The sequence below is a fragment of the Prevotella sp. E15-22 genome (assembly GCF_023204875.1).
Classification (GTDB): domain Bacteria; phylum Bacteroidota; class Bacteroidia; order Bacteroidales; family Bacteroidaceae; genus Prevotella.
On sequence record NZ_CP096247.1, the window covers coordinates 2,963,396 to 2,989,997 of the forward strand.

Below are 26,602 nucleotides of genomic sequence, written 5' to 3' on the forward strand. Positions count from 1 at the left end.
TCTTTATTCTTTTATAGAGCCATGAAGCGACGCAGAATCTGGTCAACCGTCACCTCGCGATATTTATCAGAAACCTTTGTACGAGTAGCCCAGTCGCTCTCGTTCTTCAGATAATTCAAACGGATGCCCAACTTGATCTCGCTTTCAGGAGTTGTCAAGGAGATACCCATGTTGCTGGGGAAGGCAATGCTGCCCATTCTTGTAAACTCCTTGTAGTCCCAGTTCAACTGGGTGTTGCCCTTCAACTGATCACGATAGGCAATGTTCGCCATCTTGATGCGGCCCGACTTGTTGTTGGCCAGCCAACTGTAGTTCATCTTTCCCTCGTCCAAAGTGATGACCACATCCTCAGCATCCATGTTCGTAGAGAACTTCTCCAAAGCCTCCTTGTCGACACTCTGACGACCAGGCACAAAGAGCTCATTCCAGAACAGAGCCTGCAACGTGAAGAAGTTGATGCCACTATTACGCAGGAAGTCCACATAGTTATAGGGTGCCTTCAGGAACTGCTTGTTGATACGGTCGATGATCAGCACATAGTCCTTGGTAAACTCAATACGTCCTGCTTCCACGAAGCCAAAGGCCATCAACTGCAACTGAATCACGTCGTCACGCTTCATCTTCAAGTTGCCTGTCAACGACACCTGCTGTGGTCCATACTCAATTGAGAACTTCAGTTTCGACGTCACGAACTGTGGCTTCGAGGTGTTATCGTTCACCTTCTCCAAGAAAGCAGTCTGTTGCTGTGTCTCTGCAGAAACAACAGTCTCTGGCGTGTCTTTAACAGCTTTTTTATGAACGTGGCAAGATGCCATAAACAATGGAAGTGCCAATACGGCAACCTTTAAGATAGACGAGATTTTCATTGCTTAATATATTTTTTTCGTTTAATCTTCTTCATGAGTAGCTTATTACCAGGATCCAATCCCAAAGCCTGCTGCCACAGATTGACAGCCCCCTCAGGATCACCTGCCATCATATAGATATCGCCAGCATGCTCAATGACCACAGAGCCAGGCGTAGAGTCGTTCTGTAAGGCCTGATCGATATAGACGCGAGCCTCAGCATAGCGTTTCTGCATAAACAGAATCCATGCATAGGTGTCCAGATAAGTGGCGTTTCTTGGTTCTGCCTTGATGGTCTTGAAACTCATCTCCTCGGCCCTTTCCAGGTTGTCGCCCTTCAGACTGAGATAATAAGCGTAGTTATTCAAGCAGCCAATATTATCGGGCTTCCACTGCAAGCACGAGTCATAGGCAGCATAAGCCTCCTGCTCGCGATCCTTCTGGAAAAGCAGATCGCCCAACACGGCATAGAAATCGGATACGATCTCTGGCGAGCTCTCATCATTGATCACACTGATACCATTCTTGAAGGCATCCAAGGCATGATCCTTGTCGTCAATACGATAATAGGCCATGCCCTGATAGTAATAAAAAGCCATCTCCTCAGGGTTATACTGACGAGCAGCCTGACACAATCTGATGATACTGGCATTATCCTCATCCTCCCAAGCATACTGCACCAACTGCAGGCGCGCAGGTGCATAGTCGGGAGCCATCTTCAGCACCAGTTTCAATGCAGAGGCAATGCTATCTTTAGGCATCTTCTTCAGGTCCATATAAGCCGCCTTCAGCATGGCCATATCAACATCAGGCTCTGGCTGTGCCAGCAGTTTTCCGAAGACGTTCAGGATTTCAGTACTATCGCCACCCTCACGTTCATTCTCGCCTATAAGCTGGCGCATCATGTTGACACGCTCCTCTGTGGCAGTATGTTTATTCAGCAGAATGCAGTAGGTCAGAGAGTCGACAGCCATATCATCCCCCATATGGATATAATACGAACGGAGCGACAGTTGTGCCTTCGCATTATCAGGCTCCTCGACCAAGATCTTCTTCAGCACATCGTAAGCCTCGTCCAACTCGTCATTTCCCATCAGTGTGTTGGCATAAAGCGTACGATAGTCCATATCGTAAGGATGTTCTTCAGACAAAGACTTCACAGCCTCTACAGCACTCTGATGGTCGCCCATCTGCACGTAAAGAGCACTCTTAGCCAGCGAGATACGCTCATTTTTGCCATCAATCGTCTCAATCCTGTCGAGTACGCCAACAGCCTTCTTATAGTCTTTCTCCTGGATATACAGTCGATAGATGGTCTCGAGCAGTTCTTCACGACTCTTGTCCTGCTCGTACATCTTCTCGAACACAGGAATAGCCTCTGCATACTGGCCTTTGCCGATATAGGAACGACCCAACGTCTCCATGTAGGTCATGTTATTCGGACTCAACTCTGTGGCTCTCTTAAAGAGTTCCAGAGCCTTATCCGTGTTCTTCATCTCTGAATAATACTGAGCCAGGAAGAAGCAAGACTCCGACGCATCAGGTTTCAGTTCCAGACAACGCGTCAGCAAATCGAACGAAGCGTCGTGCTTTCCACGCTGTCTCTGCAGCATGGCCTCATTGAAAAGGATGTTGTATCTGCGCTGCACATCCTCTGGTTCCTGAACAGCCGTCTGAGCGTTGACAGTCAAGCCAACAAACCAGAGCAGCACGATATAGAACCTTTTTCTCATCATTTCACACCTGTATGACCGTAGCCACCTTCGCCACGTTCCGTTTCGTCAAGTACTTCCACCTCAACGAACTCAGCCTGTTCATGGCGTGCAATAACCATCTGAGCAATGCGTTCGCCATCATTAACAACAAAATCTTCCTGCGACAGATTAATCAACAGTACACCCACCTCCCCACGATAGTCTGCATCAACAGTTCCTGGCGAGTTCAACACGGTGATACCCTTCTTCAGGGCCAGGCCACTGCGTGGACGCACCTGTGCCTCATAGCCGGCAGGCAGAGCAATATGCAAGCCTGTGGGAATGAGTCGGCGCTCCAGGGGTTTCAACACGATGGGTTCATCAATATTGGCACGCAAGTCCATGCCAGCACTTTGCACGGTGGCATAAGCAGGCAGGGGTTGGTGTCCTTTGTTAACAACTTGAATTTTCATCTTAATAGTGTAATATTAAGGTGCAAAATTAGCGATTTATCTTGAAAACACCATAAAAAATATGCTAAAATGTGTTGTTCAAAGAAAATTCGCAGAATGACAAATAGTCATCACTGTAGATAGCCCTGCGATTGTAGCTCTCGAGCCATCACACACAACTCCTCATACCAGGCCTCACCAAAGCGGCGAACAAGCGGTCCCTTGAGGAATTTATAAAGAGGCAGATGGAGCTGACGACCTTTCTCACGGCCGCAACGACAGATATCCCATTGATGATAGTTAAGGGCAATGGTACCATCAGAGAACACCTTTTCGCGAATGGGGTAAAGGGCGCAACTGATGGGCTTCACAAACTGTGTCTTACCAACACGGCAAGCTTTTTCCAGCGCACAAAGACAGCAGTTCTTAACAACAACAGGCGCAGCCTGATCTGCATCCTCTGACAGTTCCAGATCATCGTAACATGTAAAGACACAATCCTTACCTCCTACGATGCTCGTCACCAAATCACCTTCCTCGTCGGTATAGGCCACTCCCTGACGATCAATAACCGCCTGCGCAGAGGCACTCAGGTCATGCCACACAGCATCGACACTGTTCTCTATCTCCATGACCTCGTCGAGGGTAACAGGTGCGCCTGCATCGCCTTCCACGCAGCAGATGCCATGACACGCCTCCAAATCACAACAGAACTCTTCTGTGAGGATGTCTGACGATATTAACACATCTGCCACTTGCAATATGGGAGGAAGCTTACTCATACAATTCTGACTCTACCAACGAATTGGCTCAATCTTATTCTGTTTCAGATATTCATTACAACAAGAGAACTGATGCTGGCCAAACCAGCCACCACGATTAGCCGACAGGGGCGAAGGGTGTACAGACTCGAGCACCAGATTCTTCTGTTTATCAATCATATAGGCCTTAGAACGGGCAAAACCGCCCCAAAGCATATACACTAAATGCTCACGCTCTGTGGCCAGAGCCTTGATGGCTGCATCCGTGAAGTTCTGCCATCCCAACGAGGCATGACTGTTAGCCTGATGAGCTCGAACGGTGAGCGTAGCGTTGAGCAGCAACACGCCCTGCTCGGCCCAACGTGACAGGTCACCACTATCGGGCATCGGTGTGCCCAGGTCGTCGTGAATCTCCTTGAAGATATTCTGCAGCGAGGGTGGGAACTGCACCCCATCCTGCACAGAGAAACTCAGTCCATGAGCCTGTCCTGGCTCATGATAAGGATCCTGACCGATAATAACCACCTTCACTTGGTCAAACGGACAAAGGTTGAAGGCATTAAAGATCAGCTTCCCAGGAGGGTAACACGTGCCTGCCATATATTCCTGTCTCACCTTCTCTGTGAGTCCAGCAAAATACGGTTTTTCAAACTCCTCCTGCAGATGCCGTTTCCAAGAATCCTCTATCTGTACGTTCATAGCAGTCTATAGATTTCGTCAATCATCACCTGGGGAAGAGCAAAGCGAGGGTCATCGCTATGCGCATTGATAGCTTCTAGGAAATGCGGAAGCTCTTCTTTATATACCAGCCTCATCCTACTATTCAGTCCGTTCTCCTTGGAGCATGAATAGGTGATGTTGGCCAAACGGTCGGCCAGTTTCAGGAACGGTGCATAAGGCGTCTCACGGATGCCAGCATAATAGCGGTCGTTAGCGCGCTCAGCACGCGTACGTCCCTTCTCATTGGTCAGGGCATACACCATCTCGGCAGCCATATATGCCTGCTCGTCGTTCATAAAGTGAGCTGCTCCCTTCTTCACGTCGTTATACGACATACGCGCATCCTCAATACTATCGTGATAGAATGCGCCAAAGAACAGAGGCAGGACATCAGCCTCGTGCTGGCAGACCAGGTATCCATATTTGAACACCGAGTCTGCCACCATGTCGAGGTGATAGCTATAAGGATGATTCATGTCATAACGCTGGTTCACACTGTCGTGCAGCATATGAGCATGATCCTTAATCTCATCAATCTCGTATCGACACTTGTCAATACAAGTCTGAAACTGCTGTTGTGTCATTAGTCACAAATCAAGTTCTCGCCAGTCATATCCTGAGGCTGCTCCAGACCCATGATATGCAGGATTGAAGGAGCCACGTCGGCCAGACGACCGTCTTTCACTGTAGCCGAATTGTTGTTGGTTACATAGATGAAAGGAACGGGATTCAGAGAGTGAGCGGTATTTGGAGTACCATCGGCGTTGATAGCGTTATCGGCATTACCGTGGTCGGCAATGATGATAGCCTCGTAATCGTTAGCCTTAGCAGCCTCGATGACATCCTTCACGCAATTGTCAACAGCCCAAACAGCCTTGGCAATAGCGTTGTAGATACCAGTATGACCCACCATATCGCCGTTAGCGAAGTTCACAACGATGAAGTCGTACTTAGCCTCGTTGATGGCTGCCACCAGTTTATCCTTTACCTCGAAGGCGCTCATCTCAGGCTTCAGGTCGTAGGTAGCAACCTTTGGTGAAGGAACTAAGATACGGTCCTCGCCCTCATATGGCTGCTCGCGACCACCGTTGAAGAAGAAGGTTACGTGAGCATACTTCTCTGTCTCGGCAGTGTGCAGTTGCTTTTTGCCCTGCTTGCTCAGGTACTCGCCCAGCGTATTCTCAACGTTCTCCTTGGGGAAGAGGATGTTCACGCCCTTGAAGTTAGCGTCGTAAGGTGTCATACAGTAGTACTGCAATCCAGGGATGGTCTTCATGCCCTGCTCTGGCATATCCTCCTGAGTCAGAACGATGGTCATCTCCTTGGCACGGTCGTTACGGAAGTTGATGAAGATAACCACATCGCCCTCTTCTACGCAACCGTTAACAGCAGCATTGTGGATAGGCTTGATGAACTCGTCTGTAACGCCATCAGCATAGCTCTCTTCTACAGCCTTCACCATATCAGTAGCCTGCTTACCAGTGCCCTTTACAACCAGGTCGTAACCCTCCTTCACACGCTCCCAGCGCTTATCGCGGTCCATAGCATAGAAACGACCAATGATAGATGCGATAGCAGCATCGTTATCAGCACAAACCTTGCTGATCTGCTCGATAAAGCCCTTACCGCTCTTGGGGTCAGTGTCACGACCGTCCATGAAGCAGTGAACGAAAGTCTGGTTCTTCAAGCCATAGGCTTTACCAATCTCGATGAGCTTGAACAGGTGGTCGAGTGATGAGTGCACACCACCGTCAGAGGTCAGACCCATCAGGTGCAGCTTCTTGTTGTTCTCCTTGGCATAGGTGTAAGCAGCCTTAACCTGAGGATTCTCCATGATAGAGCCGTCCTTGCAGGCACGGTTGATTTTCACGAGATCCTGATAAACGATGCGACCAGCACCAATATTCAGGTGACCCACCTCAGAGTTACCCATCTGTCCATCGGGCAGACCAACATCCTCACCAGATGCCTGTAGCTGAGAGTGAGCTGAAGTAGCTGTTAACAAATCGAGGTAAGGAGTAGGTGTATTGAAGATAACGTCACCCTTACCATGCTTACCGATTCCCCATCCATCGAGAATCATCAATAATGCTTTCTTTGCCATAATATTTCGTATAAAAAATGTGTAACTCTGCTTTTAGGGTGCAAAGTTACACATTTTTAAGGAGTTAACAGGACTTTGTCGAGTTAAAGGGAGTTAAAACACACTTACTTCATATCGAAGCCCATGCGCAGACCATCATAGCTCTTTGAAAGCTCGCCAACGGTCTGTAGAGTCTGATTACCACTCAAGGCAGACATCGTCTGAAGAAGTGTCAGGAGTTTCTTCGACTCGAACAGCAGACCGATACCATCAGAGTTACGCTTTGCGTAGCAGTTGACATTGAGCAACAGTCCCTGCATCGTAATCTTGCTGTTGGCAGCATCAAAGGTATACTTACCACTCCAGCTCTTACCAGCAATCTTCGCAGTGAAAGTACCATCCTCCTTGAAAGTCACCTGAGTGTTATTGGCATTAATTCCTACCTTCTGATAGGTTGGCTGCAACTTCGTTTTAATCTCAGAAGCCACCACTTCACCACCTGCCTGAGCAAGGAGTTTCTCGCTGGTAAAAGCACAACCAGGACGTGTGTAGCTCCAAGTGCCAATCAGCGACTTCTGCGTCACCGCTGTATTAGCTCCCAACACACTCGCCAGGATATTACCTACGACAGCGCCAGTGTTTGTTGCGCTACTACCATTCTGACCACCAGACAGCACGTCTGTCAGCACTGCATTACCAATAGAATCCAAACCACTGTTCGTTCCACATCCGCATACCATCAAGGCTACAGCTACCATTGAGACAAAAATCTTTTTCATTGTTTAATACGTTTAATTAGGTTATTATTGTTTGTTGTTCATTTTTTGAGCCATCATACAGATCTTCTCGCGCAGGAACACGCAGAACTCTTCGTTGTCAACAACTTCGATATCCTCCAACAGTCCCAGCACAAACCTGCCCACGCCCAGATACGAGCACACTGGAATCTCGGCCAGCCAATGATTATCGTCTTCCTGGGTGATATACTGTTCAGAATACGGATATTCCTCACGCAGGACAGCATACGACAATCGGCCTAATCGTAGTTTTACGACGATTGGCTGCTCACCACTGAACATAAACACATCGGTAAACATCTCACGATGATACTGCTCATTGCTCCAAAGCAGGTCCAACACTTGGACGTCACGTACACGTGAGAGTTTAAATGTTTTGTTCATTTTCGTGGATACTTCATAACATCTCACATCCTGATTGCCATTCAGAAGCATGAAAGGCTCAACGGTACGGTCGGAAGTGGTATTGCTATGCGGCGAAGAATAACCTTTGAGTACAACCACACGTTTCATCTTTATGGCCTCATTGATAGTCTTAAAGTTGCGTGCCACCTGCTCACGCATCTCCACCTTCTCTGCGATATCGAGATCATAAATCTTGTTCAACTTATGCAGCAACTGTTGTACATGAGGAATGTCATCGCCCGCCTTTTCCAAAATCTGATGCATCAGCAACGCCTCGTCCTCAGAAAATTGTACTGCCGCATTAAGCTTTCTGAGCCATGGCGAATCCTTACGAATACGATAATAAGGTTTTGTGTTCTCAACCTTAAAACCTATATCACGGAAGAATTCCAGGTAATAATACAGGTTGCGACGCGAGATACCAATACGATCGCATATCTCGGGCACAGTATAGTTGTGATTCTCTATCAAGAGAAGCAGCAACTTTAATTCTCTTTCTAGCTTATCATGTCTCATACAACATATAAAACGTTGAAAACTTGAACTTATTGTGCACCTGTGAGACAAATTCTAAACGATTTGATACTAAATAGGCCAGATGATACATTTTTTTTCGTTGGATGAAAACATTCTGATACAAAGAATAATGGCAATTATATTTTTTTTCTATAACTTTGCAGCGGAAATTACGGAAGTAACCGTTTTAATGGACAACCGAGAAATTATAGAAACCTACTATCGCCTTCATCAAGCAGAACTTCTAACCTTTGTATGTTCCCGACTTGACAACCGCGACTTGGCAGAAGACATCGTTCAGGATGTTTTCCTGAGACTGCTTTGCACCCCCCAACCTATCATGGAGTGCACCTTATCAGCCCTCACTCTCACGATTGCTCGCCATCTCATCAACGACTACTACCGTCGTCGCAACTATCGAATCACGTTCACACAGCAGTTGTCCACCAACCCAGCCACCAGCGAGAAAGAGGCTGAGTCTGTTCTTTCCATTCGTGAGGTGACAGAATTCTTAGAACGCGGACTAGCACGTATTGCTGAGCCCTGCCGCGACATCTATCGTCTGCATATCTATGAAGGCATGAAGGTGAGCGACATTGCCCACCATCTGAACAGCGACTATAAATCTACGGAATATCGCTTAGGTATTGCCCGCAAAGAGGTGAGAAAATACCTCAAGCGCATCTCATAAAAAAATGGATTCGTTTTTCATCCACGAATCCATCATTATTCACCAAAATCTATTGATAGTTGGCCATCACCCAACAAGTTATACGACATTCTGTGGTATGGAGAAGTGCCATACTGCCGAATAGCCTCGCGGTGTTTCTTGGTGGGATAGCCTTTATTTGAAGCCCAATCATAATAGGGGTATTTCTCTGCCAACTCGTTCATATAGTCATCACGATAGGTCTTAGCCAATATCGAGGCGGCTGCAATACTCAGATATTTGCCATCGCCTTTTACAATAGTGGTATGAGGCAAATCCTGATACTTCTTAAAGCGGTTACCATCTACAATAACGGCCTGCGGACGAACCTGGAGTTGATCCAAGGCACGATGCATAGCCAGTATCGAGGCGTTCAGGATATTAATCTTATCTATCTCCTCTGGCGTCACAACACCCACAGCCCATGCCACAGCATCACGCTGAATAATCTCACGCAGCAGGTAACGTTTCTTCTCTGTCAACTGTTTCGAGTCGTTCAGCAGTTCGTTTTCGTAGCCATCAGGCAGTATCACAGCAGCAGCATACACACTGCCAGCCAGACATCCACGACCAGCCTCATCACAACCAGCCTCAACAAGTCCCTCGTAATAATGATTCAACAGCATCGCTTAAAACATCTTAGCCACACGAAGAATTCCTGCAACAAGGATATCTATCTCTTCCTTGGTGTTATACATTGCAAATGATGCGCGAACAGTACCTGCGATACCGAGGCGATCCATCAGAGGCTGGGCACAGTGATGTCCAGTACGAACAGCGATGCCGAGACGATCAAGGAGCGTGCCTAGATCCAGGTGATGAATATCACCAACCAGGAATGATACGACAGCATCCTTCTTGGGGGCCTCGCCGAAGAAACGGATATTAGGAATGGAACGCATCTGTTCCATACAATAGCGGGTCAGTTCCTGCTCGTGGGCCTCAATATTATCAAGACCAACAGACTCCATATACTTGATGGCCGTTGCCAAACCGTGGGTTGCCACATAGTCGGGAGTACCAGCCTCAAACTTAAACGGCAGACGCTCAAAAGTGGTTTTCTCCCACGTCACCTTATCAATCATCTCGCCACCACCCTGATAGGGAGGCAGTTTCTCTAACCACACTTCTTTTCCATAGAGCACGCCGATGCCTGTAGGACCGTACATCTTGTGGCCACTGAAAGCCAGGAAGTCGCAGTCCATATCCTGGACATCAATCTTCATATGAGGCGCACTCTGAGCAGCATCTACCAAGACGGGAATGCCACGTTCGTGGGCCAAGCGAATGATATCCTTCACAGGATTGATAGTGCCCAGCACATTACTCACATGGGCGACACTCACCAGCTTTGTCTTCTCCGTCAGATAGGTCTCTATATCATCGAGGCACAGCAGCCCCTCGTCTGTTATCGGAAGATGTTTCACCACAATACCCCGGCGCTGGGCCTGCAATTGCCATGAAACGATGTTTGAGTGATGTTCCATCTCTGTCACTAACACTTCATCACCAGCCTTCATCTGACTCTCACAGAACGATGAGGCGACCAGGTTAATAGCCTCAGTCGTACCACGGGTAAAGACAATCTCCTCCGTCTTCTTGGCGTTGATAAAGGCGCGCACTTTCTCGCGAGCTGCCTCATGCAGGTCGGTGGCCTGCTGACTAAGGTAATGAACACCACGGTGTACGTTGGCATTCACATTCAGATACTCTTCGCGCATGGCATCAAGCACGCACAAAGGTTTCTGCGTGGTGGCAGCATTGTCCAGATAGACCAATGGCTTACCATATACCTCCCGCTGCAAAATAGGGAAGTCTTCTCGTATTTTATTGACGTCTAACATGTTTTCTCTTAAATTGTGTGCAAAGTTAAAAAATAAATCTCAATTTTCAATTGTCATTTCATAAATATTTTCTATCTTTGCACCCAGACTAAACACTTAAAACATAATAGCGTATGAAACAATTAGTACTTGCAATGATGATGGCAACGGCTATTAGCACATCGGCCTTTGCACAAAACAAAGTGAAGAATGTTTATGCCAGTTCTTCTAAACTGGATGTGGAGATGCTACAGAGTGAGCAGCCAATCCAGTTGAACCGCTATTTCTTTGCTGGCTACAACACACTGTGCCTGCCCATGTCGGTTAGCGCAGAGCAGTTGGGCGACATCAAGGTGGAGCGTTTCCAAGGCATTGAACAGGAAGGCAATATCCTGAACCTCTATTTCGTAGAGTGCACCAACGAAGGTATCCAAGCAGGCGTTCCCTATCTGGTATATTCTCCAAAGAGTCAGTATTTTCGTGTTAAGAACAGCGATGCCATGACCATTGGCAATGAGTTGAAGGTAATCCGCATGAGCGACAAGAATGGCAACACGGTGACCTTTGGCAGCGGATGGGAGACCATCGAGAAGGTGGGTCGCTATGGTATTCCCGCCCAACAGGATGTTACGCCTCTTGAGGCTGTCCTAGTAAGAACAAATGCCGACAAGAAGTTCCTGCCCACCCGCTGTGGCTTCACTTGGAATCAGCAAAACGCCTCAGCCAAGGAGTTGCGCATTGTACACCTCTCACAGGGCGAGCTTACAAAGATTAACAACACGAACATTCAGAACGCCACAGACAACACCTACGACCTCAATGGCCGCAAGGTGAACAAGAGTGCTAAAGGACTCCACATTCAAGACGGTAAGAAAGTTACGGTTAAGTAATATAGAAAAAGCCTGCAAGTCATATAGATTTGCAGGCTTTCTTATATGTTTTAGTGACACAACTTACATCCAGAGCATTTATTAAGCTCCCCACGGAAGCGCTTCTCGACCAGATAATGCAAGCGGTCTCGCAGCGGTTCCAGTTGTATCTTATCAATCACCTCGTTGATAAAGGCGTTCTGCAGCAACAACTTTGCCTCCCGTAGAGAAATACCACGCTGGCGCATATAGAAAAGCGCAGCATCGTTCAGTTGTCCAACCGTAGAACCATGGGCACACTTCACATCGTCGGCATAAATCTCGAGCATGGGCTGGGTGTACATACGTGCCTCTTTGGTGGCAGTCAGGTTCTGATTGGTCATCTGCGAGGTGGTTTTCTGAGCGCCATGCTCCACCAGCACACGACCAGCAAAAGCACCTACAGCCTTTTCATCGAGCACATATTTATAGAGCTCTTGCGAGTTGCAGTGAGGCACCTTGTGAACTATCAGCGTATTGTTATCCACATGCTGCTGCTTATCGGCAATCACACAACCATAGCACTGGCACTCGGCACCCTCACCACTGAAGGTAAGGTCGAGCTTGTTACGGGTAATACCGTTATGTAACGTGATCACATTGTGCTTTACACGACTATTAGCCTGCTGATCAATATATACGTTACTGACACGCACATTCTTATGATGGGTCTCCTCCATGCAATAGAGGTCTAACGATGCATTCTCGCCTACGAAAGCCTCGATAACCTGTGTTGCCAGAAAGTTGCAATCGTCGGCAGAGTGATCACAAAACAGCATCTTTATCTCGGCGCTCTCCTCCAGAACAATCAGTACACGACGGTTCACCATCAAATCGGACACCACATGCTGGGCATTCTTTGGTGTTGCCTTCAGGATGTTAATAACCTGAATGGCACGGTCCACCTTCACATTCTTGGGCACGTAAACCAACAAGCCGTCCTGCGCCAGCATCGTATTGAGTGCCGTAACAGCATCCTCACTGGTTTTAGCCAGCTTCGTGTAGTACTTACTCACCAGCTCAGGGTAATCGCGCATGGAGCCGATAACAACGCCCTCAGGAAGATGATGGTTGGCTTGAGGCTTTCTCTCACCTTTCACCTCTACGCCATCACCTCTATAGAACATGTCGTTAACCACAAAATAGAGGCTTGTGCTCAGATTGGGCACATCGCAATGGAAAGCCTCATAGGGATCGACAGGAATCTGCAGGCGATTCAGGTTTACACCATAGTCGGGCTCAAACAACTTCTGCATATCGGTGTACTTATATCGCTCCACCTTTTTTGAAGGGAAACCCTGGTTACGGAAGTCGTCAAAAGCCTGGTCGCGCACCACGTTCATCGACTCTGGGGCATGCGAGATAATCATCTCACGTGCCTGCTGATAGAGGTCAATATATTGTTGTTCGCTATTCATTATTCCTCGCCTATTTCTTCCTTAATCCAATCGTAGCCATGCTCCTGAATCTGCACAGCCAACTCTGGTCCACCAGTCTTCACAATACGTCCCTTGTAGAGCACATGCACAAACTGAGGTTTGATCATCTCCAGCAGACGGTCGTAGTGGGTAATGACGATGCACGAGGTTTCAGGTGTCTGCAGTTTGTTCACACCCTCGGCCACAATGCGCATAGCGTCAACATCAAGACCTGAGTCGGTCTCATCGAGGATACTGAGCTTAGGCTCCAGCATAGCCATCTGGAAAATCTCATTGCGTTTCTTCTCACCACCACTGAACCCTTCGTTCACCGAGCGGTTTGCCAACTTTGAGTCGAGTTCAACAATCTTACGTTTCTCGCGCTGCAGCTTCAGAAACTCGGCAGCGTTCATTGGTTCCAATCCCTGATACTTACGCTTCTCGTTGATGGCAGCCTTCATAAAGTTAGTCATCGACACACCAGGAATCTCAACGGGATACTGGAACGAGAGGAACAGACCCTCGTGGGCACGGTCCTCAGGCTTCATCTCCAGCAAGTTCTTACCGTTGAAGAAAGCCTCGCCCTCGGTAACCTCGTAGAGAGGATTGCCTACGAGCACGGCGCTCAGGGTCGATTTTCCTGAACCGTTAGGGCCCATGATAGCATGTGTCTCACCGTCGTTGATCACGAGGTCGATGCCTTTTAATATCTCTTTATCGCCAATCTTGGCGTGTAAGTTCTTTACTTCTAACATGTTTATTTTTTTATTCTTCGAACTAAAAAACTATAGGAATGCATATCGGCAAACAAACAATACGGCCAGCAGGATCGTAGCCCAGTTAATATTGTTACGCTCGTCCTTATCTTTGAGTGTGCCTGACAGCATGTGGATGAGTACGTATGAAATAACACCCATCAGGATACCGTCTGATATACTATATGTAAGGGGCATCAGTACGATACACACAAAGCAAGGGATAGCCGTAACATAATCGGTAAAGTCAACCTTGCGGATGTCGTGCATCATCATCACACCTACCAATATCAGCGCTGCGGCTGTAGCCTGGGCAGGGATAGCCAGGAACAGCGGTGCAAAAAGTAGTGCAACAGCAAAACAGAGGGCTGTAGTCAAACTGGTCAGACCTGAACGTCCACCGACATTAACACCCGATGCGCTCTCAACATAAGTGGTAACAGTTGAAGTACCCAGCATAGCACCAACGGTGGTACCAATGGCATCAGCCATAAAGGCCTGATTCAGGTTCTTCACATTACCGTCATCATCCACCATACCGGCACGATTTGATACACCAATCAGAGTACCGATAGTGTCAAACATATCGATAAACAGGAAGGTTAATACAACCACCACCATGTCGACTGTAAAGATGTTGTGGAACTCAAACTGCCAGAAGATAGGGCTGATTGAAGGGGGTGTAGACATAATGCCTGTATAATTGGTGACACCCAGAGGAATTCCCACGATGGTGGTTACCAAGATACCAATAAGCAATGAACCTGTAACCTTTCTTACCAGCAAGGCTGCTGTAAGGATAATGCCAAAGATAGCCAGTAGCACTGCGGGATCGTGCAGATCACCTAAGGTGATGAATGTAGCTTCTGACGCACTCACGATACCAGCTCCTTTCAGGCCTACAAAAGCGATAAACAATCCGATACCAGGACTGATGGCTCGACGCAATATCAGAGGTATGGCATTAACAATATGTTTGCGAAGCCCTGTTACTGTTAGCAGGATGAATATCAATCCCTCTATCAGCACAGCAGTAAGCGCGAACTGCCATGTGTAACCCATGGTAAGCACTACAGTGAACGCAAAGAATGCATTCAATCCCATACCAGGCGCCAATGCAAAAGGCAACTTGGCATAGAGAGCCATTACCAATGTACCAACTATTGCTGAGATACATGTGGTTGTAAACACTGCACCAGCATCCATACCTGTTGCTGAGAGGATGCTTGGGTTAACGGCTAAGATATAAGCCATTGTCAAAAAGGTGGTAATACCACCAATAACCTCCTTGCGCAAAGTCATTGTGGAGGAATCAAATCCGAAAAGTTTCTGAATCATAATATTTATCCTACAGTTCCTTCTAATGATACTGATAAAAGTTTCTGAGCCTCAACGGCAAACTCCATAGGCAACTTCTGCAGCACCTCCTTGGCATAGCCGTTAACAATGAGTCCTACGGCCTGCTCGGTGGGAATACCACGCTGATTGCAATAGAAAAGCTGGTCCTCCGATATCTTCGAGGTGGTAGCCTCGTGTTCGAAGATTGCCGTGTCATTATGTACATCCATATATGGGAAGGTATGTGCGCCACAGTCAGAACCCAACAACAGCGAGTCGCAGCTAGAGTAGTTACGTGCATTATCCGCCGTTGCCGCAGCACGAACCAATCCACGATACGAGTTCTGTGAGTGACCTGCCGAAATACCCTTAGAGATAATTGTCGACTTCGTATCCTTACCCAAATGGATCATCTTCGTACCTGTATCAGCCTCCTGGTAGTTGTTGGTCACAGCCACACTATAGAACTCCGCCTGCGAGCGGTCGCCACGCAGAATACATGAGGGATACTTCCATGTAATGGCAGAACCCGTCTCCACTTGAGTCCATGACAGTTTAGAGTCAACGCCACGCAAATCACCACGTTTGGTGACCAGATTCAGCACACCACCCTTACCATTCTCATCACCTGGATACCAGTTCTGAACAGTAGAGTACTTCACTTCAGCACGGTTCATCACAACAATCTCAACGATGGCAGCATGCAACTGGTTCTCATCACGCATCGGAGCTGTACAACCTTCCAGATACGACACATAAGCATCGTCGTCCGCAATAATCAGTGTACGTTCAAACTGACCCGTATTTCGGGCGTTGATACGGAAGTAAGAACTCAGCTCCATGGGACAGCGAACGCCCTTGGGGATATACACAAACGAGCCGTCGCTGAACACTGCCGAGTTGAGTGCGGCAAAGAAGTTATCCTTGTAAGGTACTACGGTTCCCAGATACTGACGCACCAGATCGCCGTGCTCCTTGATGGCCTCACCGATAGAGCAGAAGATAACGCCTTTTTCGCGCAACTTCTCTTTGAAAGTGGTCTTTACGCTGACAGAGTCCATGATTGCATCAACAGCAGTATTGCCACTCAAAGCCAGACGCTCTTCCAAGGGGATACCCAACTTATCGAAGGTTTTCTCGAGTTCAGGGTCAATCTTACCATCACCCTCAGGCTTCTTGGCCAATGGGTCGGCATAGTAACTGATGGCCTGATAGTCAATCTCCGGCACATGCACATGACCCCATTTGGGTTCCTGCTGCTCTTTCCAGTAGCGGAACGCCTTTAGGCGAAACTCAAGCATCCACTCAGGTTCCCCTTTTTTTGCTGATATCAAACGGACCACATCCTCATTAAGACCAACGGGGATGATTTCCGTATGTATGTCCGTAGTAAAGCCAAACTCGTATTTCTGTTCGGCTACTTCACGGACAAATTTATTTTTTTCTTCCATCACAAATATTTTTCGCGTACAAAATTACAATAAAATGAGCGAAATCTTTGTTTTTTATATCGTTTTATTTAAGATAAGCATCCAATAGTTGCAGGGCATCCTTACTAAGGAAAGGCTTCACCTTGTCGTAAGGAACAACGAAAGCAGGCATACCATCAGCATAGCAAGCAATCTCATACTGCCCGTAACAGAACAGCAGTCCCTCACTGGTAGGACAAGGAAGAGTCGCGGGCAGAGGAATCTGGTCATTTGGACCATCGTAGGGCAGCTGCAAGCGCTCAAACAGCTGGGCAGTGGTCATCGGCTCTTCGCCAGCCTCTGTGTAGTACTGTTTTAATCCCTGAATAAGTAATGGCTGCATTTCGGCCACACGGGTAGTATCCACAAACTGACTAATCATATGACCATCTGTTTTGCTGAACGTGAGATAGCCATCTCCTCCTACCCCACCATGAGCGCCCCCCATGAAGATGTAGTCTTGCGAGAGGAATACCACATAGTCCAAGGTATCAGCCGTCTTAACCAACTTGTATTCATAGCCCCAGCGCGGCATGTCACTTAATGCATTGGCTTTTTGTTCGGCACTAAGTGTAGAATCCTCCTCCAGATAACTGCGACGCTCTCTCATCTCGTTTGTCGACAGTCTGTCCAAGAGACGCATGGTCTCTTTGAAGTAGTATGCCAACTGTTCGGAAGTCTCGTTGCTCTTGCCATGATATAGCGGATATGAGCGTTCCGACTCATAAGAACATACATAACTGAGACGATCTCCCACCAAAGACAGCAGATAGCCACGGATAGCCCCTGCAGCCTCGTTCACAGCCTGAGGCAACTCAACATCTATAGTCAGGTAAGCGTACTTAGCAGAGTCAACACAACCAAAGTGTTCCACGACCAGCGTATCGGTATTCAGTATGCTGTCAGCATCACTGGAAACGGCCTCACCACCCTTCTTCTGTGAACAAGCACATAACAGTACCTGCACAACAGCGAGAAAGACTATCAGAATTGTTTTCTTCATACTACTATCTCAGATGCTAAAAGCGATTAAAATCCCGAACGGCCACGACCATTCGGGATTTTCGTATCGAGTTTCTATTCTTACAGTTTCTGCTCTACCTCAATCTCAGTGAAGGTTTCAATCATATCACCAACCTGAATATCATTGAAGTTAACCAGTGAGATACCACACTCCAGACCTGTAGCCACCTCCTTAGCGTCGTCCTTATAACGCTTCAGGGCATCAACAGGAGCAGTATGAACCACAATACCGTCTCGGATCACACGGGCCTTATCTTTGTTGTGTACCTTACCCTCGGTCACCAGACCACCGGCCACAGTACCCACCTTAGAAATCTTGAACACCTGCTTCACCTCAATCATACCACAGACGATTTCCTTCTTCACCTTGTCAAGCATACCCTGCATGGTGCTCTTCACCTCGTCGATAGCATCATAAATGATTGAGTAGGTATTAATCTCCACGCCCTCGCGATCAGCCAAGCGGCGTGCCTCACTTGAAGGACGCACCTGGAAGCCCACGATGATAGCCTGAGAAGCAGAAGCCAGCATAACGTCGTTCTCAGAGATCTGGCCAACAGCCTTCGAGATAACGTTAACCTGTACCTTCTCGGTAGAGAGCTTGATGAATGAGTCTGACAGGGCCTCGATAGATCCGTCAGTATCACCCTTAACAATGATATTAAGCTCATGGAACTCACCCAAGGCAATACGATGTGAGAGTTCGTCAAGACCCAACTTCGTGGTAGTACGCAACGACTGTTCGCGTTGCAGCTGTACACGTTTGTTAGCAATATCACGAGCCTCCTGTTCAGTCTCCATCACATGGAAAGAGTCACCAGCAGTAGGAGCACCATTCAGACCCAGGATGATAGCGGGCTCGGCAGGACCGGCCTTCTCAATGCGCTGGTTACGTTCGTTGAACATGGCCTTCACCTTACCCCAGGCAGTACCTGCGATAACGATGTCGCCCACCTTCAGTGTACCATTAGACACAAGCACGGTAGACACGTAACCACGACCCTTATCAAGCGAGCTCTCGATGATAGAACCAGTAGCTTTACGGTTGGGGTTTGCCTTCAAGTCGAGCATCTCGGCCTCGAGCAGAACCTTCTCCAGCAGTTCCTCCACGCCAACACCTTTCTTGGCGGAGATCTCCTGACACTGATACTTACCACCCCACTCCTCTACGAGCAGGTTCATGTTAGCCAAGTCCTCACGAATCTTATCAGGGTTAGCACCCGGCTTATCAATCTTATTAATCGCAAACACCATAGGTACGTTAGCTGCCTGAGCATGAGCAATAGCCTCCTTAGTGGTAGGCATCACAGAGTCGTCAGCAGCCACGATGATGATAGCAATATCCGTTACCTGAGCACCACGGGCACGCATGGCGGTGAAAGCCTCGTGACCAGGAGTATCCAGGAATGTAATCTGACGACCGTCCTTCAACTTCACGTTATAAGCACCGATATGCTGGGTAATACCACCAGCCTCACCGGCAATCACGTTCGTATTACGGATATGGTCGAGCAATGAGGTCTTACCATGGTCTACGTGACCCATCACCGTTACGATAGGTGCGCGAGAAATCAGATCGTTCTCGTCATCCACCTCCTCGGTGATTGCTTCCTGCACCTCGGCAGAAACATATTCTGTGGTGAAACCAAACTCCTCGGCAACGAGGTTGATAGTCTCAGCATTCAGACGCTGGTTGATAGACACCATGATACCCACTGACATACAGGTACCGATGACCTTCACAACGGGCACGTCCATCATGGTAGCCAACTCAGACACCGTCACGAACTCGGTGAGCTTCAGCACCTTGCTCTGTGCTGCCTCTGCTGCCATCTCCTCGCTCATACGCTCCTGAACAGCATCGCGCTTCTCCTTGCGGTACTTAGCACCCTTCTTGTTCTGAGAGGTCTTTGAGGTAAGACGAGCCAGCGTCTCCTTCACCTGACGTGCTACATCCTCTTCGTTAGCCTCCAAAGGACGAGCAGGCTGGTGATTCTTGTTCTTATTCTTCTTTCCCCCCTGCTGGTTGTTGTCCTGGAAGTTTTGGTTTCCACCCTTGTTCTTTTTCTTTCCGCCGCCCTGCTGGTTCTGCTGCTGCTTAGCAGCCTCCTCGATGTCAACCTTGCCACCGCGGATGCGCTCACGTTTGCGCTTCTCACCATTCTGTGCGTTATTGGCTCCACCGTGCATCTGGGCAGCCTTCTCCTCGCGCTGTTTACGCTTCTCCTCCTTAGTCTTCTTTTTAGGACGAGTGCTCTGGTTCAGGGTAGACAAGTCTATCTTACCCAACACGTTCACCTTCGGAGTTAATTTCGATTCACTTCTCAGAGTAAAGATCTCCTTGTCGTCCGAGGCAGCGGGCTGATTATCCTTAAGTTCCTCAACAGGCTGAGCAGCCTGAACGGGCTGAACAGGTTCAACCTCCTTCTCTACTTTAGGTTCGGGTTTGGGAGTCTCAACAACCTTCACCTCTTCTTTCTTTGGCTCTTTAGGAGCCTCTACCACTACGGGCTTTGGCTCGGGCTTGGGTTCCTCCTTGACCGGGCTCTCGGCAGCGGGCTCCGGCTTCACCTCCTGGGCAGGTTCCGACTTAGCAGCCTTCGGCTTGTTCAAGGCATCCAGGTCAATCTTACCCAGAGGCTTAAACTGCTGTCGTGGCTGATTCGCAACCGTACTTTCCTCAGACTCTGCTTTGACAGACTTCTCAGGCTTCTTCTCTTTTTTCTTATTGATAAAGAGTTTCTCGGCCTGTGTCTTCACGGCCTTGTCGCCACTGAATGCCTGTACCAAAGCCTCATACTGTTCGTCAGAGATCTTGGTATTGGTAGTGACGTCGTCGCGAATCTCGCCCAAACTATTCTTTTTCTTTAGGAAATCAACTGCCGTTTGAAGTCCTATATTCAGTTCTGTTAAAACTTTATTTAATCTTACTCCCATTTAGTCAAATTGAAAAATTGATAGTTGAAAAATGATAATTACTCAAACTCCGCACGGAGCACATCCAGCAGATGGTCAACGGTCTCTTCCTCGAGGTCAGCCTTCTCAATAAGCAACTCACGGGGAGCATTGAGTACCTCCTTAGCAGTATCGTAGCCAAGAGCCTTGATAGCATCGATAACCCACTGATCAACCTCATCGGCAAATTCATCGAGGTAGATATCCTCATCAGTCTCACCCTCGTTAACAACACGGAACACGTCGATAGTGTGCTCAGTGAGCATAGAAGCCAGCTTAATGTTCATTCCACCCTTACCAATGGCCAGAGAAACCTCCTCGGGCTGCAGATAAACCTCAGCCTTGTGGTTCTCCTCATCGAGACTGATACTGGTCACCTTAGCGGGTGACAGCGCACGCTGAATGAACAGCTGAACATTGCTGGTATAGTTAATCACATCGATATTCTCGTTGCAGAGCTCACGGACGATGCCATGCACACGACTACCCTTCACACCTACGCAAGCGCCTACGGGATCGATACGATCGTCAAAGCTCTCCACAGCCACCTTAGCGCGCTCACCCGGCATGCGGGCCACCTTACGGATGGCGATAAGTCCATCTGCAATCTCGGGCACCTCAGCCTCAAGCAGGCGCTTCAGGAACTCAGGACTGGTACGGCTCAGCATGATGCGGGGGTTGTTGTTCTCATTGTTCACCTCCTTCACCACGGCACGTACGGTCTCACCCTTATGATAAGTGTCAGCAGGAATCTGGTCACCCTTCAGCAGGTGGAGCTCGTTGCCCTCATCGTCCATGAGCAGCACCTCACGCTTCCACATCTGATAAACCTCACCGCTAACGATAGTACCTACCTTGTCCTTGTACTTCTGATAGAGTGCATCATGATCCAATTCCAGAATCTTTGAAGCCAGTGTCTGACGCAGGTTCAGGATTGCGCGACGGCCGAACTTTGTAAAGTCAACGGCCTCACTTACCTCCTCGCCTACCTCGTAGTCGGGTTCAATCTTCTGGGCGTCGGTCAAAGAAATCTCTTTGTTCTCATCCTGTACATCGCCGTCGGCCACCACCACACGGTTACGGTGAATCTCGAAGTCACCCTTGTCAGGGTTTACAATCACGTCGAAGTTCTCGTCAGAACCGAAAATCTTGGCCAGCACGTTGCGGAAGCTCTCCTCAAGCACGCTCACCAGTGTAGTACGGTCAATGTTCTTTGTCTCTTTAAATTCCTGAAAGGTCTCAAACATACTGGGACCCGCCAATTCTTTCTTTGTTGCCATTTGATATCTTTTCTTTTTTACTTTTCCTCTTTGATTGGTTACTTAAAGGTCAGGAGGTATTTGGTCGACTTCACCTCGTCCATTGAGAAAGTCTTATCCACATCCACCTTAACAGGGCGCTTCTTTCCCTCGGGAATCTGCTTCTCCTGAGTGGTCATCACAAACTGACGACCATCAACACTCTTCAGTACACCTGTCATTTTCTTGCCTGTAGCATCAATCACCTCAATATTGTCACCCACATGGTTAACATACTGCTGAGCCACCTTAAAGGGCTGTCCCAAACCGGCTGATCCAACCTCCAGTTCGTAGTCACCCAGTTCCTCGCCTAGTTTCTCTTGCAGGAAACGGCTCAACTCGGCGCAATCCTCAATCCACACGCCATCAGCGTGATCAATCTCGATGACGATACGGTCGTCACCACCATCCATCTGAATGTCTACCAAGAAGTAGTCGCCCTTTGCGAGCCACTCCTCTACTAATGTCTTTAATGTTTCTTTCGTTATCATTCTAACGTGTTTTAATAACAGAAATGAGAGACCCTTTCGAGCCTCTCATTCCACTGAACGGCTGCAAAGGTACAAAATTTCCGTGAACTGTGCAAATATTTGGCTCACTATTTTGACTTTTTAGGTGAAAACGATGGGTATTCGGATTTTTCTAACTACCTTTGCAACAATTATTTTCCAATAAACTAAAAAAGATAATGAACAAAAGAATGACACTTGGCGCTGCCCTCTTGGCAGCCTCCCTGGGCCTCAACGCCCAGAAGCCTATGTCGGCCCCTTCTGGCGGCAAGGCTATCAGTGACGAACTTATCGGCATCTTCTTTGAAGACATCAGCAGTGCCGCAGATGGCGGTCTGTATGCCGAATTGCTTCAGAATGGCTCGTTTGAGTTTAACCCTGCCGAGCGTGATGGTTGGGGTCCTGGCACAGCATGGAAGCAGGTTCGTCCCGGTCACTCACTGGGCACCCTACAGGTACGTATGGACAACCCCATCCACCCCAACAACCCTACCTATATGCGACTGCACACAGAGCGCGTGAAGGAGTTCTACGATTACAAGGGATGGAAAGGTTTCGGCCTGCAGAACGACGGTTTCAACGGCATCAGTGTCAAGGCTGGCGCTAAGTACGACTTCTCGGTATTCCTCCGCAATGTGAATGGTGCTGCTAAGAGCGTACGCGTGGTATTGGCAAAGCCTGGACAGGGTTGGGGTGCAGAGCCCACCGTACTGGCAGAGGCAACCCTTGATATCAGCAACAAATCATGGCAGAAGTACGAGGCTGTTCTCACACCCACCGAAGACTGCAAGAATGCTAACCTCCAGATTCTAGTTCTCAACACCGGCGACATGGACATCGACCAGGTATCACTGATGCCCGAGGATACCTATAAAGGTCACGGACTTCGTAAGGACCTGGCCCAGGCGCTGGCCGACCTACAGCCTAAGTTCATGCGTTTCCCTGGCGGTTGTGTTGTTCATGGTGGCGGCGACGGTTTCTGGGACACCTACCGTTGGAAGAACACCATCGGTCCGAAGGAGCAGCGTAAGAGTCTGAAGAACACCTGGGGTTATCATCAGAGCATGGGACTGGGCTACTTCGAGTATTTCCAGTTCTGCGAGGACCTGGGCATGGAGCCCCTGCCTATTCTGCCTTGCGGTGTAAGTTGTCAGGGCACCAATGGCGGTTGGAGCATGCGCACACAAGCTCAGGACGTTGTTCCCATGAGCGAGATGGACGAGTGGGTAGCCGAGGCTATCGACCTGATTGAATGGGCCAATGGTGATCCCGCCACTAACAAATGGGCAAAGATGCGTGCCGACGCCGGCCATCCCAAGCCCTTCGGCCTGAAGTACCTGGGTCTGGGCAACGAGGAGAAGATCACACCCGAGTTCGCTGAACGTTTCAAATATATCTATGAGCGCGTGACGAAGGCTCACCCCGAGATTGTTATCGTAGGTACCGCCGGCCCAGGTTCTCATCCTGGCAATCCCGACCTGGAGAACGGTTGGAAGTTGGCCGACGAGCTGGGTATGCCCATCATCGACGAGCACTACTATGAGCCCAACAACTACTTCCTCAACAAGCGTCAGTACGACAACTACCCCCGCGACCGCAAGACAAAGGTCTATCTGGGCGAGTACGCTGCTAAGGACAAGAAACTCATTGACGCCCTGGCCGAGGGTCTGTATCTGCTCCACGTTGAGCGTAATGGCGACATTGTATCGATGACTTCTTATGCACCTTTGTTTGCCCGCAAGGACAACACCAACTGGAACCCCGACATGATCTACTTCGACAACGAGCGTGCCTACCTCACCTGCAGCTATTATGTTCAGCAGCTCTTTGGCCAGTCAAGCGGTCAGTACTACTATGGTGACTGCGTGAAGTTCGAAGGCGACGCCAAGGACGCTATCCAGCCCATGGAGAACGTTCACTACGGTCAGTCGGTCATCCTCAATGCCAAGACCCGCAAGCTCTATGTAAAGGTTTGTAACGCATCAGACGAGGCAAAGAAGGCCAACATCAACCTGAGTCGTTTTGGCATCAAGAAGAACGCTGTAAAGACCGTTATTGCCGGTAATGCCAACGACGAGAACAACTACGACCAGCAGCCCATCGTTCCCAAGAAGGAGACCATCAAGGCTCAGAAGAAGTTCACACTTGATGTTGCTCCCTACTCCTTCATCATGCTGGAGTACAGCCTGTAAGAACAACGAAAGTAAAACATAAAAAAAATAGCGCGAGGCATTTCGCTTCGCGCTATTTTTTTTATGCAATTCAGATTAATATCCCACCTTGTTCTTCCACTTAATGAACCAGTTCTGCTGGTTAGCAAGGTTAAAGGTAGTGGGGTTATTCTGACCCTTGCGGGCACCGATAATCTTCATCATCGTAGCACCTGGGTCATCCTGACGCAATGCATAGCGCATAATGTCATAGTAACGTGTTCCCTCGAGTGCGAACTCCAGAGCCGACTCAGTCAAGATGAGCTTATCAACATAAGCCTGATGCTCCTTGATGAGCTGAGCACGCTTCTCGGCATCAAGCTCAATGGTATCGTTAGGCAGCACATAAGTGGTATCCATCGGAGTAAAGCCACAACCACGAGCGTGGATACCCATCATGTTGTGACTCTCAACCGAATACTGGCCATCGCGGATGAAGTCGTAAACATCACAAACCTCATAACGAGTATTGTTGAAGTCGAAGTAGTTCAGGTTGAGAGAGTCCTCCATAGTAGGATAGTAGGGTCTCACCTCATCGTCAATCACATCGTTACTCAGACCCTGAGCCAGGATCTCGTAAGCCATACGAGGATAGCCAGCCATGTTCAGAGCCTCGGCCAGGCGCAGGTAAACCATTGTACGGCGATAGATATGAACGTTACGCTGAGAACTGTACTTATAGATATACTGAGTCTCAATACGCTGACCAGTCACATCATCGATATCCCAGCTCTTTCTATAGTAGTCACTCAGACGCAGGTCACCAGACATATAGTCAGCCAGGCCCTTAGGAGCAAACATCATAGACATACCGTCGTTTCCGAGTACACAGTTGTTCTGAGACTCAGAGATCTCAAACAGACGTGCAGAAGGCTTGATGCTCACCTTGTACTCATTCTCCTCACGAGAGGTGAAGAGGTTACGCAACTCACTGTAGTGACCCTCCGCAGGGATAGAGTCGCCAGGAATCAAGGTAATCAACTCCGTCTCAAGACCAACTCTCTCAGCAACAGGGAAGAGAGAACCAGAAGGGCTAAGCCACTCGGTTGTACCAGGCTTCCACATGATACGCTGAGAGATGGTGGTTGGGTAAGCACTGTTTTCACCATTACGCTGGTTAATGTAGTCATAGTACTCCTTGGCAGCATCCAGATACAAAGCCTTATTATCCTTATGGAAAGAAGCCTTCCAGAGTTTCAAGTCACCACGTACGATGCTCAAGGGGAAGAACATCAAACGAGATTCCACGCCACGGATATCACGATAGCCAGGATATTCGGAGTTATAGCGAATGGGCAGTGAGCTCAAGTCATCAATGAAGTAATCACAGATCTCCTCAAGTGTCTTGGTGGTCTTCTCTGCTTCTTCGGCAGCGTCCTTGGTCAGCAAGGGCTCAGTGAAGAAGGGCACCTTACCATAAACAAGACCTAACTGCAGGTAGGTCCATGCACGGATAGCCTTCACAGCGCAGAACTCCTTCATGAAGATATCCTGGTTACGGTTGCTCTTCAGGGCGGTGTCAGCATGTGCGATGAAATAGTTACAGTTGTTGATAACAGCATAATAGTCACTGGGCTGGTTATACTCGTTATCATCGGTCACATTAAACTCGGCGATTTCGTGCAAGTCCTTGTTAGCAACACTGGTCAGGTCAACCAGGTCGGCACGCAACTCACCAAACAGGATGGTGCGGTCTGCCAGAGTCTGCAGCTTTGCCAGGATACCAGTCACAGAGTAGATCGTATCCACAGCATTATTCAAGTGCTCATTCTCTGCATAAAGCACGTCATCGCTCTCTTGATTGAAAAAGTCCTCGCAAGAGGTGAGGGTTGCGGCAATACCGCAACCAATCACACCTGCGCAGAATATTTTATAAATCTTGGTAATCATAATTATCTTTTTTCTTGTTTCAAT

At 48.4% G+C, this 26,602-nt stretch carries 23 protein-coding genes; 3 read left to right on the forward strand and 20 right to left on the reverse strand.

Annotated features, from left to right (window positions below; genetic code table 11):
* Positions 1-11 precede the first annotated feature (11 nt).
* From M1D30_RS12280 to M1D30_RS12320, 9 genes are all read right to left on the reverse strand, one after another.
* Positions 12-866: a DUF4292 domain-containing protein gene (locus M1D30_RS12280; protein ID WP_248504387.1), complete on the reverse strand. Its 855-nt coding sequence runs from the start codon at positions 864-866 to the stop codon at positions 12-14.
* A complete protein-coding gene (locus tag M1D30_RS12285) occupies positions 863-2,578 on the reverse strand; it encodes a tetratricopeptide repeat protein (RefSeq protein ID WP_248504389.1) in 1,716 nt (571 codons plus the stop codon). The genes M1D30_RS12280 and M1D30_RS12285 overlap by 4 nt, the downstream gene beginning before the upstream one ends.
* Positions 2,578-3,012 (reverse strand): dUTP diphosphatase, encoded by a 435-nt coding sequence (gene dut / locus M1D30_RS12290; protein WP_248504391.1) that lies wholly within the window; start codon positions 3,010-3,012, stop codon positions 2,578-2,580. The genes M1D30_RS12285 and dut overlap by 1 nt, the downstream gene beginning before the upstream one ends.
* A 110-nt stretch (positions 3,013-3,122) precedes the next feature.
* Positions 3,123-3,773 (reverse strand): DUF3109 family protein, encoded by a 651-nt coding sequence (locus M1D30_RS12295; protein ID WP_248504393.1) that lies wholly within the window; start codon positions 3,771-3,773, stop codon positions 3,123-3,125.
* A gap of 12 nt (positions 3,774-3,785) precedes the next feature.
* Positions 3,786-4,451: a uracil-DNA glycosylase gene (gene ung, locus M1D30_RS12300; RefSeq protein WP_248504395.1), complete on the reverse strand. Its 666-nt coding sequence runs from the start codon at positions 4,449-4,451 to the stop codon at positions 3,786-3,788.
* Positions 4,448-5,056: a hypothetical protein gene (locus tag M1D30_RS12305; RefSeq protein WP_248504397.1), complete on the reverse strand. Its 609-nt coding sequence runs from the start codon at positions 5,054-5,056 to the stop codon at positions 4,448-4,450. Before M1D30_RS12305 ends, ung begins: the two co-directional genes overlap by 4 nt.
* Positions 5,056-6,576, reverse strand: coding sequence for a 2,3-bisphosphoglycerate-independent phosphoglycerate mutase (gene gpmI, locus M1D30_RS12310; protein ID WP_248504399.1), 1,521 nt, complete (start codon positions 6,574-6,576; stop codon positions 5,056-5,058). Before gpmI ends, M1D30_RS12305 begins: the two co-directional genes overlap by 1 nt.
* 104 nt (positions 6,577-6,680) lie before the next feature.
* Entirely contained in the window at positions 6,681-7,334 is a 654-nt protein-coding gene (locus M1D30_RS12315; RefSeq protein WP_248504401.1) for a DUF4923 family protein, read from the reverse strand.
* Positions 7,335-7,358: 24 nt separating this feature from the next.
* On the reverse strand, positions 7,359-8,273 hold the full coding sequence (locus tag M1D30_RS12320) for a YafY family protein (RefSeq protein WP_248504403.1): 915 nt from the start codon (positions 8,271-8,273) through the stop codon (positions 7,359-7,361).
* Positions 8,274-8,463: 190 nt separating this feature from the next.
* Between M1D30_RS12320 and M1D30_RS12325 the strand changes: the two genes are divergently transcribed.
* Positions 8,464-8,964, forward strand: a complete 501-nt coding sequence (locus M1D30_RS12325) for an RNA polymerase sigma factor (RefSeq protein WP_248504405.1) — start codon at positions 8,464-8,466, stop codon at positions 8,962-8,964.
* Between the two features lie 35 nt (positions 8,965-8,999).
* Here the strand turns inward: M1D30_RS12325 and M1D30_RS12330 are convergent, their stop codons facing one another.
* Together M1D30_RS12330 and M1D30_RS12335 are read right to left on the reverse strand one after the other, a co-directional pair.
* Positions 9,000-9,608, reverse strand: a complete 609-nt coding sequence (locus M1D30_RS12330) for a ribonuclease HII (RefSeq protein ID WP_248504407.1) — start codon at positions 9,606-9,608, stop codon at positions 9,000-9,002.
* Between the two features lie 3 nt (positions 9,609-9,611).
* Positions 9,612-10,826 carry an aminotransferase class V-fold PLP-dependent enzyme gene (locus M1D30_RS12335; protein ID WP_248504409.1) on the reverse strand — a complete coding sequence of 405 codons (1,215 nt, stop codon included), beginning with the start codon at positions 10,824-10,826 and terminating at the stop codon, positions 9,612-9,614.
* 113 nt (positions 10,827-10,939) lie between these two features.
* On the opposite strand from M1D30_RS12335, the gene M1D30_RS12340 reads away from it, so the two are divergent.
* The gene (locus M1D30_RS12340) at positions 10,940-11,695 is read left to right on the forward strand and encodes a hypothetical protein (protein ID WP_248504411.1); all 756 of its coding nucleotides are present in this window, start codon (positions 10,940-10,942) and stop codon (positions 11,693-11,695) included.
* A gap of 50 nt (positions 11,696-11,745) precedes the next feature.
* Here the strand turns inward: M1D30_RS12340 and sufD are convergent, their stop codons facing one another.
* The 8 genes from sufD to rimP form a co-directional block, all read right to left on the reverse strand.
* A complete protein-coding gene (gene sufD, locus M1D30_RS12345; RefSeq protein ID WP_248504413.1) occupies positions 11,746-13,131 on the reverse strand; it encodes a Fe-S cluster assembly protein SufD in 1,386 nt (461 codons plus the stop codon).
* Positions 13,131-13,886, reverse strand: coding sequence for a Fe-S cluster assembly ATPase SufC (gene sufC / locus M1D30_RS12350; RefSeq protein ID WP_013064590.1), 756 nt, complete (start codon positions 13,884-13,886; stop codon positions 13,131-13,133). The genes sufD and sufC overlap by 1 nt, the downstream gene beginning before the upstream one ends.
* 30 nt (positions 13,887-13,916) lie before the next feature.
* Positions 13,917-15,224 carry an NCS2 family permease gene (locus M1D30_RS12355; RefSeq protein WP_248504416.1) on the reverse strand — a complete coding sequence of 436 codons (1,308 nt, stop codon included), beginning with the start codon at positions 15,222-15,224 and terminating at the stop codon, positions 13,917-13,919.
* Positions 15,225-15,229: 5 nt separating this feature from the next.
* The gene (gene sufB / locus M1D30_RS12360) at positions 15,230-16,675 is read right to left on the reverse strand and encodes a Fe-S cluster assembly protein SufB (protein ID WP_248504419.1); all 1,446 of its coding nucleotides are present in this window, start codon (positions 16,673-16,675) and stop codon (positions 15,230-15,232) included.
* A 64-nt stretch (positions 16,676-16,739) separates the two neighbouring features.
* Positions 16,740-17,696 (reverse strand): RsiV family protein, encoded by a 957-nt coding sequence (locus M1D30_RS12365; RefSeq protein WP_248504421.1) that lies wholly within the window; start codon positions 17,694-17,696, stop codon positions 16,740-16,742.
* 80 nt (positions 17,697-17,776) lie between these two features.
* Complete coding sequence (gene infB, locus M1D30_RS12370) at positions 17,777-20,653, reverse strand: translation initiation factor IF-2 (protein ID WP_248504423.1); 2,877 nt, start codon at positions 20,651-20,653, stop codon at positions 17,777-17,779.
* Between the two features lie 38 nt (positions 20,654-20,691).
* Positions 20,692-21,951 (reverse strand): transcription termination factor NusA, encoded by a 1,260-nt coding sequence (gene nusA, locus M1D30_RS12375; RefSeq protein ID WP_248504425.1) that lies wholly within the window; start codon positions 21,949-21,951, stop codon positions 20,692-20,694.
* Between the two features lie 38 nt (positions 21,952-21,989).
* The gene (gene rimP, locus M1D30_RS12380; protein ID WP_248504427.1) at positions 21,990-22,460 is read right to left on the reverse strand and encodes a ribosome assembly cofactor RimP; all 471 of its coding nucleotides are present in this window, start codon (positions 22,458-22,460) and stop codon (positions 21,990-21,992) included.
* 197 nt (positions 22,461-22,657) lie between these two features.
* Between rimP and M1D30_RS12385 the strand changes: the two genes are divergently transcribed.
* On the forward strand, positions 22,658-24,670 hold the full coding sequence (locus tag M1D30_RS12385; protein WP_248504429.1) for an alpha-L-arabinofuranosidase C-terminal domain-containing protein: 2,013 nt from the start codon (positions 22,658-22,660) through the stop codon (positions 24,668-24,670).
* 75 nt (positions 24,671-24,745) lie between these two features.
* Here the strand turns inward: M1D30_RS12385 and M1D30_RS12390 are convergent, their stop codons facing one another.
* Positions 24,746-26,578 carry a RagB/SusD family nutrient uptake outer membrane protein gene (locus tag M1D30_RS12390; protein WP_248504430.1) on the reverse strand — a complete coding sequence of 611 codons (1,833 nt, stop codon included), beginning with the start codon at positions 26,576-26,578 and terminating at the stop codon, positions 24,746-24,748.
* Positions 26,579-26,602: the final 24 nt, after the last annotated feature.